8 protein-coding genes are annotated in these 13,034 nt (G+C 72.6%); 2 read left to right on the forward strand and 6 right to left on the reverse strand.

Annotated elements, in window-relative coordinates:
* Positions 1 to 100: 100 nt before the first annotated feature.
* The 5 genes from K9S39_RS13910 to K9S39_RS13930 all read right to left on the reverse strand — a co-directional run bounded on the left by K9S39_RS13910 (position 101) and on the right by K9S39_RS13930 (position 8,618).
* Complete coding sequence (locus K9S39_RS13910; protein WP_248863657.1) at positions 101 to 2,026, reverse strand: acyl-CoA dehydrogenase family protein; 1,926 nt, start codon at positions 2,024 to 2,026, stop codon at positions 101 to 103.
* A gap of 525 nt (positions 2,027 to 2,551) precedes the next feature.
* Complete coding sequence (locus K9S39_RS13915) at positions 2,552 to 4,009, reverse strand: aldehyde dehydrogenase family protein (protein ID WP_248863658.1); 1,458 nt, start codon at positions 4,007 to 4,009, stop codon at positions 2,552 to 2,554.
* 362 nt (positions 4,010 to 4,371) lie between these two features.
* Positions 4,372 to 6,111 (reverse strand): PucR family transcriptional regulator, encoded by a 1,740-nt coding sequence (locus tag K9S39_RS13920; protein WP_248863659.1) that lies wholly within the window; start codon positions 6,109 to 6,111, stop codon positions 4,372 to 4,374.
* 94 nt (positions 6,112 to 6,205) lie between these two features.
* Positions 6,206 to 6,391, reverse strand: a complete 186-nt coding sequence (locus tag K9S39_RS13925; RefSeq protein ID WP_248863660.1) for a hypothetical protein — start codon at positions 6,389 to 6,391, stop codon at positions 6,206 to 6,208.
* An 82-nt stretch (positions 6,392 to 6,473) separates the two neighbouring features.
* Positions 6,474 to 8,618, reverse strand: coding sequence for an ATP-binding protein (locus tag K9S39_RS13930; RefSeq protein WP_248863661.1), 2,145 nt, complete (start codon positions 8,616 to 8,618; stop codon positions 6,474 to 6,476).
* Between the two features lie 314 nt (positions 8,619 to 8,932).
* Here K9S39_RS13930 and gabT point away from each other — a divergent pair, with 314 nt between their 5' ends.
* A complete protein-coding gene (gene gabT, locus K9S39_RS13935; protein ID WP_248863662.1) occupies positions 8,933 to 10,282 on the forward strand; it encodes a 4-aminobutyrate--2-oxoglutarate transaminase in 1,350 nt (449 codons plus the stop codon).
* 473 nt (positions 10,283 to 10,755) lie between these two features.
* On the forward strand, positions 10,756 to 11,520 hold the full coding sequence (locus tag K9S39_RS13940) for a phosphatase PAP2 family protein (protein ID WP_319949555.1): 765 nt from the start codon (positions 10,756 to 10,758) through the stop codon (positions 11,518 to 11,520).
* 72 nt (positions 11,521 to 11,592) lie between these two features.
* Here the strand turns inward: K9S39_RS13940 and K9S39_RS13945 are convergent, their stop codons facing one another.
* Positions 11,593 to 13,023, reverse strand: a complete 1,431-nt coding sequence (locus K9S39_RS13945; protein WP_248863664.1) for an NAD(P)/FAD-dependent oxidoreductase — start codon at positions 13,021 to 13,023, stop codon at positions 11,593 to 11,595.
* Between the last annotated feature and the right edge of the window lie 11 nt (positions 13,024 to 13,034).

Below are 13,034 nucleotides of genomic sequence, written 5' to 3' on the forward strand. Positions count from 1 at the left end.
TGGGTGGTGTTCCCGTGGCGGGCGGTGGGCGGTACTCCCGTGGCGGCGCCCCGACGAGGCGCCGCCACGCAGGCTCGCTCAGCGGATCGGGCGGTGCAGGTCAGCGGATCGGCCGGTGCACGTTGGACTTTCTGCTCGGGCCCGGGGTGGCGTCGGCGATCCAGGGACCGTCGCCGCTGGGGTCGACGACGCCCTCCTCCAACCATGTGTAACTGCCGTCGAGGACCCCGGTCACCACCTTCCGGTCGAGGGTGTCGGTGTTGGTCCACAGCCGCGCGAACAGTTCGTCGACGCGGATCCGCGACTGGCGGCAGAAGGCGTCGGCGAGCTGGTGCGCCTCACGGCCGTGCTCGCCGGTCGTCCGCAGATGTTCGGCCCGTACGCAGGCCGCGCTCATCGCGAAGAGTTCGCCGCCGATGTCGACGATGCGGCCGAGGAAGCCCTGTTTGGTCTCCATCCGGCCCTGCCACCGGGACATCGCGTAGAAGGTGGACCGGGCGAGCTTGCGGGAGGCCCGTTCGACATAGCGCAGATGCCCGGCCAGTTCGCCGAACTCCTTGTACGTGCGCGGGAGTTGCCCCGGCCCCGCGATGAGCTTGGGCAGCCAGCGGGCGTAGAAACCGCCGGCCTTGGCCGCCGCCCGGCCCTTGTCGGACAGGCTCTTGTCCGGATCGATGAGGTCACCGGCGACGGACAGATGGGCGTCCACCGCCTCCCGGGCGATCAGCAGATGCATGATCTCCGTCGAGCCCTCGAAGATCCGGTTGATCCGCAGATCGCGCAGCAGCTGCTCGGCGGGCACGGCGCGTTCGCCGCGGGCGGCGAGCGAGGCGGCGGTCTCGAAGCCGCGGCCGCCACGGATCTGCACCAGTTCGTCCGCCATCAGACAGCCCACCTCGGAGCCGAAGAGCTTGGCCAGGGCCGCCTCGATGCGAATGTCGTTGCGGCTCTCGTCGGCCATCTGGGAGGAGAGGTCGACGACGGCTTCGAGGGCGAAGGTGGTCGCGGCGATGAAGGAGATCTTGGCGCCGATGGCCTCGTGCCGGGCGATCGGCTTGCCCCACTGCTCACGGGCGGCGGACCACTCACGGGCGATCTTCAGGCACCACTTGCCCGCGCCGACGCACATCGCGGGCAGCGAGAGCCGGCCGGTGTTGAGCGTCGTCAGGGCGATCTTCAGACCCGCGCCCTCGGGGCCGATACGGTGCGCGGCGGGGACCCGTACCTGGTGGAAGCGGGTCACCCCGTTCTCCAGACCGCGCAGGCCCATGAAGGCGTTGCGGTTCTCGACGGTGATGCCGGGCGAGTCCGCCTCGACGACGAAGGCGGTGATGCCGCCCTTGTGGCCCTCGGAGGCGGGCACCCGTGCCATCACCACCAGCAGATCGGCGACGACTCCGTTGGTGGTCCACAGCTTCACACCGTCCAGGACATAGCTCTCGCCGTTCTTGTCCGGTACGGCGGTGGTCGCCAGCCGGGCCGGGTCGGAGCCGACGTCCGGCTCGGTCAGCAGGAACGCGGAGATGTCCGTACGGGCGCAGCGGGGCAGGAAGGTGTCCTTCTGCTCCTGGGTGCCGAAGAGCTTCAGCGGCTGCGGTACGCCGATCGACTGATGTGCCGACAGCAGCGCGCCGATGGCGGGGCTGGCGGAACCGATCAGCGAGAGCGCCCTGTTGTAGTAGACCTGGGTCAGGCCGAGGCCGCCGTACTTCGGGTCGATCTTCATGCCCAACGCGCCGAGCTCCTTGAGCCCGTTGATCGTCTCGTCCGGGATCTGGCCCTCGCACTCGATCCGGGCGCCGTCGATCCGGGTCTCACAGAACTCTCGCAGGGTGGCCAGGAACTTCTCCCCGCGCCGTACGTCGTCCGCCGCGGGAGTGGGATGCGGATGGATGAGGTCGAGCCTGAAGCGCCCCAGGAACAGTTCCTTGGCGAAGCTGGGCTTACGCCAGTCCTGCTCACGGGCCGCCTCGGCGACCTGCCGTGCCTCGCGCTCGGAAACCTTTCGGATGGACGGAGCGGACATCAGGAGCTCACCTCACCGCGAATCGGGAGTGCTGTACCGGCAGGCCGGTCGGCTACCGGTCAGTTGCTACTTGTGAGGGTCCTCGATCCGGGCGGGTTGCACCAGTGGTGGCGCCGGGACGGTCCGGGCGAGGTGCGGATACCCGCCATGGGTGGTAAGCGGCGCGGGAAGCGCTGGATATCGGCCAGAACGGGGGCGCGGCGCGCTCCGGGCCAGATGCCGGAGCGCGCCGCGGCCGGGGCCGGCGCCGGGGGGTGCGTCGGCCGGGGCCTGGAGGGGCGGTACGGCCCAAGGGATGGCCGTCGCTGTCCACCGGTCCAGGCCGGTCGGGTGATGCCTGGGCCGCAGCCTTCCACAGGTTCCTGCATTTCCGACGGGTTGCTGTCATTCCTGCAGGTTCTTGCAGGTTGTTGCAGCTTCCTTCAGGTCCTTGCGGCCGCGTCCAGGTCGCGGGCGGGTGGTGCAGGCGGGTCCGCCGACGGGTGGTACCGCCCCTACCGCCTTGGCCCCCTTACCGCCGGGTTCCTACAGGTCGAGGCCGGTGAGGACCATGACCCGCTCGTAGGTGTAGTCGTCCATCGCGAAGCGCACCCCCTCGCGGCCGACGCCGGACTGCTTGGCGCCGCCGTACGGCATCTGGTCCGCGCGGTAGGACGGCACATCGCCGATGATCACGCCGCCGACCTCCAGCGCGCGGTGCGCCCGGAACCCGATCTGCAGATCGTGCGTGAACACCCCTGCCTGGAGGCCGTACTTCGAGTCGTTGACGGCGGCGAACGCCTCCGCCTCGCCGTCAACCTTCTGGACGGAGAGCACCGGGCCGAAGACCTCTTCGACGGCGATCGTCGTGTCGGCGGGCACATCGGCGAGCACGGTCGGCGCGTACGAGGCGCCGTCCCGCTTGCCCCCCGCGAGCAGCTTCGCGCCGTGCTCCACGGCCTCGTCCACCCAGGTCTCGACGCGCTTGGCGGCGTCCTCGCTCACCAGCGGGCCGACCTCGGTGGCGTCGTCCGACGGGTCACCGGTGACCTGCGCACCGACCGCTGCGACGATCTTCGGCACCAGCCGGTCGTAGACGGACGCGTCCGCGATCACCCGCTGCACCGAGATGCAGGACTGGCCGCCCTGGTAGTTGGAGAAGGTGGCGATGCGCTGCGCCGCCCAGTCCAGGTCCGCCTCGGAGGAGAAGTCCGGCAGCACGACGGCCGCGCCGTTGCCGCCGAGTTCCAGGGTGCAGTGCTTGCGCGGCACCGAGTCGAGGATGGCGTAGCCGACCTTCTCGGAGCCGGTGAAGGAGACGACCGGCAGCCGCTCGTCCTGGACGAGGGCGGGCATCCGGTCGTTGGGCACCGGGAGGATCGACCAGGAGCCGGCCGGCAGGTCGGTCTCGGCCAGCAGCTCACCGATCAGCAGTCCGGAGAGCGGGGTGGCCGGCGCCGGCTTGAGGATGATCGGGGCGCCGGCCGCGATGGCCGGGGCGATCTTGTGGGCGCAGAGGTTCAGCGGGAAGTTGAACGGGGCGATGCCCAGAACGGTGCCGCGCGGGAAGCGGCGGGTCAGCGCGAGCCGGCCGGCGCCGCCCGCGTCGGTGTCCAGCCGCTGTGCCTCGCCGCCGTTGAAGCGGCGGGCCTCCTCGGCCGCGAAGCGGAACACGGACACCGCGCGGCCGACCTCACCGCGCGCCCACTTCATGGGCTTGCCGTTCTCCGCGGAGATCAGCCCGGCGATCTCCTCCGTACGCTCCACCAGTCGGCGCTGTACGTGGTCCAGGGCGGCGGCCCGCACATGGGCCGGGGTCGCGGCGAACTCGGCCTGGACGGCGACGGAGGCCGCGACGGCCTCCTCGACCTGGGCCTCGGTGGGGACGCTCACCGTGCCGACGAGACGTCCGTCCCAGGGGGAGGTGACATCGAAGGTGGCCTCGCCGGTGGCCTTGCGGCCGGCGAGCCAAAAGGCGGTGGGGGCTGCAGCAGTGTTCGGCACAGTGGATCCCGGCCCTTCCAAGGTGGTGGGTGGTGCGCATGGCTCTGGGAGCGGCTGCGTTTTGCTGTCCCCACCGTAGGGGCGCGAGGGTCCCGTGGCGTTTGTCCGAAGCGGAGCAATCCGTCCGCGTGTCTCTCCGTGGTGGAGGGGAGCGATTCTCTCCGCGGTGGAGGGGCCGATGGGCTGCCGACGCGCCTGCGGCGCTCCCCCGGCACTCCTGCCTCGTCCCGGCCTTGCCCCTCTCTCACTCCTGCGCCTCCCCTGCGACTCCTTCCAGGCTTTGAGCAGAGTACGGGCGGGAGCGCGCACAGCCCCTCCCGTGCGGCCTCCGCACGGCCCCTCCCCCGCGACCTCTCGCCGCCTCACTCCTGCGTCGGGGCCGAGGTGGCCTTCAGGGCCAGCCACAGCTCCATGCGGACGTCCGCGTCGTCCAGGGAGCGGCCCAGGATCTCCTCCACCCGCCGCATCCGGTAGCGCAGGGTGTGGCGGTGTACGCCCAGGTCGGCGGCGGCCGCGTCCCATTGGCCGTGCCGGTTCAGCCAGGCGCGGAGCGAGGCGACCAGATCGCCGCGGCCGGTGGCGTCGTGCTCGCGCAGCGCGCGCAGCAGCCCGTCCGCGAAGGCGCGGACCGCATCGTCGGCGAGCAGCGGCAGCACGGATCCGGCCGCCACCTCCTCGTGCTCGACCAGCGCGCGGCCGCGGCGGCGGGCGACGGACAGCGCCTGTCCCGCCTGGCCGTAGGCGGTCGCGGCGGCCATCGCGGTGGCCGGCGCGGACAGTCCGACGGCCAGCCCCTCGCCCCGCCCCGCCTCGGCGCGCTCGGACCGGCCGCGCGCCCGCGAAGACGCCTCAAGGCGGGCCTCGGCCTCGGCCTCGGCGGCGTACGCGGCACAGGCCGCCGCGGCCGCGCCGCCGTCCGCGAGCAGCGCGATCAGCCGGCCCCCGTCCGGCACGGTGAGCACCGCCTCGCCGGTCCGCGCGGCGGCGGACTCCATCGCGTCGGCGAGCGCGTCCAGGACGGCGGCCCCGGACGAGGGGGGCGCGGTCGGGGCCCCGGACGACGGGACCGACGTGGACGGCACGGACGACGTGGACTCCGTGGGCGCCGTGCGCCCCTCGGACGCCTTGGATGATGTGGTCGAGGCGTTCTCCGCGGCCACGTGCTCGGCCACCGCCACCCGGAACGGGGCCTCCAGCAGCCCGCCGTAGAGCCGCCCCGCCACCGCCCGCGCATGCTCCGGCTCGCCCGCCAGCAGCATCTTCAGCACCGCCGCGCCGAGCCGCTGCTCGGCCTCCTGGAGCACCCGGGAGCGTTCGGTGGTGAGGGTGAGGAGCGCGACGGCGGAGTGCACGGCGTACCGCTCGGCGGTGCCGAGCGGCGCGCCGGTCCCGACCGCGAGCACCCCGCGCGCCCGGCGCCCCGTACCCAGCGACTGGAGCTCGACCCGGTCGTCACCGTCGGCATCGCTGACGACGGAGCTGGCGGGGGCGGGTCGCTCGCGCAGCCGCGCCACGTCATCGGACAGCCGGGCCGCACGCCGGGCCGCCCAGTCGGGGGCGGCGGCCACCACCGCGCCCGACGCGTCGTAGAGGGCGGCCCACCCGTCCAGATGCGCGGCGAGCCGGGCCAGCAGCTCGGCCGGGCCCTCGGCGCCGAGCGCCGCCCGGGTCAGTTCCCGCTGTGCCTCGAATCCGGCGGTCACCGCGCGGTACTGGTCGGCGGCGACGGCGGCCGAGACGGCCTTGCTGATGGCGATGAAGGGGGTCCTGCGGGGGACCCCGAGCAGCGGCAGATCCGCCTCCCGCGCCGCCTCGACCAGCGCCGACGGCACCTCTTCGTAATTCACCCCGACGGCGAACCCCAGCCCCACGACCCCGGCCTCCGCGACCCGCCGCACATATCGGCGGGTCGCCTCCGGGTCCTCCGCGTCCAGCTTGAGGGCGGTGATGAGCAGCAGCTCACCGCCCTCCATGTAGGGCACCGGGTCGATCAGCTCACTGGCGTGTGCCCAGCGCACCGGGACGTCCAGCCGGTCCCCGCCCGCGAGCACGATGAGCTTGAGCGCGGTGTGGTTGACGAGGGAAGCGAGGGTGTGCGGCATGGGACCTTCGGTTGCGGCGTCGGTGCGGCCCTGGCACGGCGGACGCCGCGGGCCTTTCTGCCGTCCCGTATGAACGGCCGCTTCCGATTCTGCCTCAGCGGAGGATTTCGGGGGCACCGTCCACCGAACCAGCTCCCGGGTCCCCATGCCCGACCGGGTCTTCGAACAGGCCCAGAAGCCCCGGCAGGAGCTCACCGAATCCGGGCAGCATCGATCCGCTGGAGCAGTGGACCTGGTGATCGCGGCCACGGCCGAGCGTGGGGGCCTGATCGTGCTCCACGACGACCGCGGCTGTGAAGCCGTCTCCCGCATCACCGGCTTGCAGGTCAAGCGTGTCGTGGAGCCGACTGCCGACTGCCCCCTCACCCCCGCAAATCCACCAACACCGGCGGCGCATGCCCCCCCTGCACCGAGGTCACCGACAGCACGGCGTGCCCGGCGGGGAGCTGGTTCGCCAGGTCGGAGGCGGACCAGCGTTCGCGTTCGACGGTGCGGACGGTGACGGCCTTGGCGGTGGCCGCCTTGCCCGTGACCAGGTGGCGGAAGACATGGAAGGCCTTCATCACGGCCCCCTCCGCGATGATTTGACGGTCCGTCACATCACGTGTCTCCACCCACTCCTTGCCCCACACCTCGGCGAACCGCGCCCCGTCCCACGTCGTCACGCCCGCGAACGCCATCCGGCAGCCGACCGCGCCGAGCAGCGCGCCGCGCAACGCGTCGGGCACGTCATCCAGCGCGCGCAGCGTCAGCACCGCACCGGCGTTGGCCGAGCGCAGCCGCTGCAGTCCGCGGAGCGCCTCGGCGGTGATGGTGTGCGCGGCCTCGTCGAGCACCAGGCAGGCGAACAGGGAGCGGTCGGAGCGGGCCACGGCACACTCGGTGAACTGGGCGAGGACGAGGCGGGCGAGGATGCGAGAAGCCTCGGTGTGGCCGCGCTCCGGCAGGTCGACACGGACCCGCAAGGGGTGGTCGAGCGCGCGGAGGGAGACCTGCCGGGTGCGTCCCGTCGGGTCGAAGAAGTCGGCGAAGGCGGGCCGGTCGAGCAGTGCGATGCGGTCGGCCAGCAGCACGCCCACATCGCCGGGGCGCTCCGACTGCCGTGCGCGGGCGTCCAGTTCGCGCAGCAGTGTGTGTTCGCGGGCGTCCTCCAGAACGGTGCGGAGCGCGGCGACCGGCTCGGTCGCGCCGTCCAGCAGTTCGCGTAGTTCCGGGACGGAGGGGAAGCGGTCGTGGGCCGCCCGGAAGGGGCCCAGCAGTTGGGCCAGCGCGGTCGCGGCGCGTCGGCTGTCGCCGCCGGGGAGCTGCCCGGCGAGATCGCCGACCAGCGCCTCGGCGAGGATGCCGGCCGCCTCGTCCGGGTCGGTGGTGCCGCCGTACAGGTCGAGATCGCACTCCGGGTCCGGGCGGCCGATCTTGACCACGACATCGAAGGCGTCGTCCGGTCCGAGGTCGCCGCCGGCCGGGCCGACGGCGACCACCGCGCACTGCCCGGCCAGCGCCTGGAGGCACATCGACTCCACGACCGGCTTCACCAGCCGCGTCGTCTTGCCGCTCCCGGAGGGCCCGACGGCCAGCAGCGAGGTGCCCAACACGCCCGGCTCCAGCGCGCATCCGGCGCCGCGGTGCTGATACGGATTGCGCGGGTGGTCGGCGGCGGTGCCGATGCGGACCTGGTGTGCGAGCAGGTCGTGGTCGGCGGTCCGGTGGGCCAGATCGCGCCGCCCCGAGGGGTGCGCACAGGCCGCCGCGCCATGCTTCAGCACGGTGTCGGTGAAGGCGGCGACGGTGTTCTTGCCGGAGCGTACGGAGCGCCAGGCGCGCTCGATCCTGGCCACGTCCACATCGTTCATCCGGCCCGCGCGGGCCTCCTCGGTGAGCTTGTCGGCGGCGTCCGGGGCGCCGTGGGCGCGGAGTTCGGGCCATTGGGCCGGGTCGGCGGCGGGCGGGGGCGCAGCGGCGGGCGTGCGGTCGCGGACGCGCCGGACGAGGGGAAGCACCAGGCGGCGGGCGAGTTCGGGCCAGCGGCCGAGGCGGCCGAAGAGGACGGCCAGGAGGGCGATGAAGAGCCCGTAGTAGAGATAGGTGGCCCAGACGAAGGCCATCTGGTCGCCGCCGGCCGCCCGCCAGGAGTCGGGGGTGAGCAGCAGCAGCGGCCACATCCAGTAGCCGCCGAGGTAGCCGTTCCACAGCAGCGACCACAGCAGCCAGCCGCACAGGAACGAGATCACCGCCCCGCTGATCAGCTGCCGCGCCGGCACCCGTTCCGGCTCCTCGGCGGGCCGGGGCCGGTGCCCGTACGTCCAGATGCCGGGCGCGGCGTCCGGGCGCGGGGTGCGCAGCCAGCCGAGCAGCGGCGGCTCCGGCGGGGCGGGGGGCACGGCGGGCGGGGCGGGCGGCGGTGGGGGCGGTGCCGCCTGGTGTGGCACGGTCGGTTCGGGTCGGTGCGCTCCGCCGGGCGGCCGGGAAGCGGTGTGCGGTGCGTCGTGCGTGCCCTCGGTGTCCATCCTGTGCCCCTGTTCCCCCTTGATCAGCCGTACTCAGCCTTCATCAGCCGTACTCAGCGGTGGTCGACCGTACTCAGGCCCGGTCAGCCGTGGTCGGCCACGATCAGCCGTGATCAGCGATGGCGTGTGTGCCGCGGGTTCAATCTACTGGCCGCACACCATGGCCATGTCCGCTGCGGGCCACCGCTATGTCCGGCGCGGACAACGCAACACGCGCACTTCTCCCGAACGGAACATGCCAGACCCGGTGCGCCGCCCCTAGCCTGCGAGAACAACACTTCCGTACGTCCGTGTTCCACCCCCAGGAGACTGCTATGACCGAACTGTCCGGAGGCCCCTCCCTCCCCCAGGAGCGTCGCGTCGCCACCGAGATCCCCGGCCCCAAGTCGCAGGAGCTGTGGGCCCGTAAGCAGGCCACGGTGGCCAACGGCGTCGGGGCCGTACTGCCCGTCTTCGCCAAGCGCGCGGGCGGCGGAATCCTCGAGGACGTGGACGGCAACGCGTTCATCGACTTCGGCTCCGGGATCGCGGTCACCTCGGTCGGCAACAGCGCCGAGGCCGTGGTGCGCCGGGCCACCGCGCAGCTCAACGACTTCACCCACACCTGTGCGATGGTCACGCCGTACGAGCCGTACGTGGCGGTCTGCGAGGCGCTGGCCGAACTGACGCCCGGTGACCACGCCAAGAAGTCCGCGCTCTTCAACTCCGGTGCGGAGGCCGTGGAGAACGCCGTCAAGGCGGCCCGCGCGTACACCAAGCGTCAGGCGGTCGTCGTCTTCGACCACGGCTACCACGGCCGGACGAACCTGACGATGGCGCTCACGGCGAAGAACATGCCGTACAAGCACGGCTTCGGTCCGTTCGCGCCGGAGGTCTACCGGGTGCCGGTGGCCTACCCCTACCGCTGGCTGACCGGCCCGGAGAACTGCGCGAAGGAGGCCGCGCACCAGGCGATCGAGCAGATCACCAAGCAGGTCGGCGCGGACAATGTCGCGGCGATCGTCATCGAGCCGGTGCTCGGCGAGGGCGGCTTCATCGAGCCGGCCAAGGGCTTCCTGCCCGCCATCGCCAACTTCGCCAAGGAGAACGGCATCGTCTTCGTCGCGGACGAGATCCAGTCCGGCTTCTGCCGTACGGGGCAGTGGTTCGCGTGTGAGGACGAGGGGGTCGTGCCGGACCTGATCACGACCGCGAAGGGCATCGCGGGTGGTCTGCCGCTGGCGGCCGTCACCGGCCGTGCGGAGATCATGGACGCGGCGCACGCGGGCGGCCTGGGCGGCACTTATGGCGGTAACCCCGTGGCCTGCGCCGCGGCGCTCGGCTCGATCGAGACCATGCGGGAGCAGAACCTGAACGCCAGGGCGCGGCGGATCGGCGAGATCATGAAGCCGCGTCTGGAGGCGATGGCGGAGAAGTACGACATCATCGGCGAGGTCCGCGGCCGGGGCGCGATGATCGCGATCGAGCTGGTGCAGTCCGGCTCCAAGGAGCCCAACCCGGCGGCCACCGGGGCGCTCGCCAAGGCCTGCCACCAGGAGGGCCTGCTGGTGCTGACGACCGGTACGTACGGGAACGTGCTGCGCTTCCTGCCGCCGCTGGTCATCGGCGAGGATCTGCTCAACGAGGGCCTGGACATCATCGAGGCGGCGTTCACCACGCTCTGAGCGGTGCGACGCTCGCAGCAGTACGACGCTCCCGGCGGGCCCGGGGCGGGGACACCTGCCCTGCCCCGGGCCGCGCGCCCCTTTCCGCACCGTTCGCGCCCCCTTTCTGTCCGGATTTGGCCCCCCAAACAGGGCCTGTCATCGCGCATCCGGCGGCATGGAGTGAAGAAGATGTGCGGGGCCGATGGCGGCCGGGTGATCCGCCTGTCGGCCGTGCCGCCCGTGCCGTACGGTTTCTGCAGATGAGAGAAACACCCCGCCCGCAGGGGACTGCGGGCGATGCCCGGTCGGCGCTTCCCCGGCTCCGGCCAGGCCGTGCCCTCGCGCACAACACCGGAACCCCTCGGGGCTCCGGGAATCCTCACCGATCGGATGTCCGCCCGCCCCATACCCCCCGGGGCGCGCGGGACACCGGTCACCGCGGCCGCCTCGGAACCTCCCCCCCTGTTCCGAGGCGGCCGACCCCTTTTCCCATGGTGTCCCCGGTTTTCGCCGTCGGGCTGCTGAGCGTGCTGCTCTTCGCCGCGCTCACCTGGCAGGTGGCGAGCCATGGCCCGCTGCGCGCCCTCGACGAGCGTGCCGGCCGCGCCCTCGCGGCCGGGGCCATCCCCTCCGGGGCCGCCGAGTTCTTCGCCGATCTCGGCAATACGGTCGTCGCGCTGCCGGTGCCGCTGGCGGTCGTCGCCTGGACCGGGTGGCACGGGTGGCGGCGGAGACGGGGAGGGGAAGGGAAAGAGGAGGGTGAAGGGGGGTGGGGGGTCAAGAGCCCTGAGTCCGCGGTGCGTTGGTGGCTGCCGCCGCTGGCTGCCGCGCTTGCCCTGGCCGCGGTGCCCGCGCTGGTCGTCCCGTTCAAGGTGTGGCTCGCCCGGCCGGGCCCGCCGCAGATGGCGGACGGCGGCCCGCACGACGGCTTCTATCCGTCCGGCCACGGCGCCACGGCGGCCGTCGCATACGGCGTGGCCGCTCTGCTCCTGACGCGCGGTCAGTGGAGGCGCGGTCAGCGGCGTACCGGCCGCCCGGCCGCCGGGGCCCTGATCCCGGGCGCGCTCGCGGCCGCCGTCGCCGTCCTCAACATCGGCGTCGGCATCGGCCTGGTGCGCCAGGGCTATCACTGGCCGCTGGACGTCCTCGGCAGCTGGTGCCTGGCCGGGGTGGTCCTGTCGGTGTGGTGCGCGGTGTGTGCCCGGTGGGCGGGCGCGCCGCCTCAGGGCACGGATGCGTCGCGCGCCCGGCTCTGACCTCTCGGTCAGGGCCCATGTCGGTCCTCCCGGCCAGGCCGAACGGTGACGTCGAACAGCCGGGGCGAAGCGTCAGCTGTCGAAGCCCAGCCCGATCTTGTCCATGGCCTTCAGCCACAGATTGCGCCGCCCGCCGTGCCTGTCCGCGCGGGTCATCGACCACTGGGTGAGCCCGATACCGGCCCAGCGCAGCGGTTCGGGCGGGAACGGCAGCGGTTTGGTGCGCACCATCTCCAGTGCGGTGCGTTCGGTGCGCTCACCGCCGAGCAGGTCGAGCATCACCTCGGCTCCGAAGCGGGTGGCGCCCACGCCGAGGCCCGTATAGCCGGCGGCGTAGGCGACCCGGCCGGCGTGTGCGGTGCCGAAGAACGCGGCGAAGCGGGCACAGGTGTCGATCGCGCCGCCCCAGCTGTGGCTGAAACGCAGGCCCTCCAGCTGGGGGAAGCAGCGGAAGAAGTGCCGGGCGAGCTTCTCGTACGTGGCCGGGTGCTGGTCGTATTCGGCGCGGACGCCGCCGCCGTAGCGGTAGACGATGTCATAGCCGCCCCACAGGATGCGGTTGTCGGCGGTGATACGGAAGTAGTGGAAGTGGTTGTTGCTGTCGGACAGTCCCTGACGGTTGCGCCAGCCGATGGCGGCGAGCTGGTCGTCGGAGAGCGGCTCGGTCATCAGGGCGTGGTCGTAGACCGGGACGATGTACGGGCGGATCCGACGCACCAGGGACGGGAAGGCGTTGGTGCCGAGCGCGACACGGCGGGCGAAGACCCGGCCGTAGGGGGTGCGGACGGCCATGCCCAGGCCTTCGGAGGCGAGGGCGGTGGCCCGGGTGCGTTCGTAGACGCGGACGCCGAGGTCGAGGCAGGCCCGCTTCAGGCCCCAGGCGAGGCGGGCCGGGTTGAGCATGGCGACGCCGTCGCGGTCCCAGAGTCCGGCCAGGAAGGTCGGTGAGTCGACCTCGGCGCGGAGTTCGTCCCGGTCGAGGAAGCGGTGGCGGTCAAGGCCCAGCCGGGCGGCGTCCTCGGCGGTCTCCTTGAGCTCGGCGACCTGGTGGGGCTCGGTGGCGATATCGATCTCGCCGGTGCGCTCGAAGGCGCAGTCGATGCCGTAGCGGGCGACGGCGTCCTCGATGGCGTCGAGGTTGCGCATGCCGAGCCGTTCGAGGATGGCGAGTTCGTGCGGCCAGCGGGCCAGGCCGTTGCCGAGGCCGTGGGTGAGGGAGGCGGCGCAGAAGCCGCCGTTGCGCCCGGAGGCGGCCCAGCCGATCTCGGCGCCCTCGACCAGGACCACATCGCACTGCGGGTCGCGTTCCTTGGCGATCAGGGCGGTCCACAGTCCCGAGTAGCCGCCGCCGACGACGAGCAGATCGCAGGTCTCGTCGCCGACGAGGGCGGGCAGGGCGGCGGGGCGGTCCGGGTCCTCAAGCCAGAAGGGTGTGGGGGCGGTGTCCGAGAGTGCCCGGATGGGGGATGCACCGGACGGATACGGCATGGCAGCTCGTGCCATGGTTCTCAGCT

This window comes from Streptomyces halobius (assembly GCF_023277745.1).
Classification (GTDB): domain Bacteria; phylum Actinomycetota; class Actinomycetes; order Streptomycetales; family Streptomycetaceae; genus Streptomyces; species Streptomyces halobius.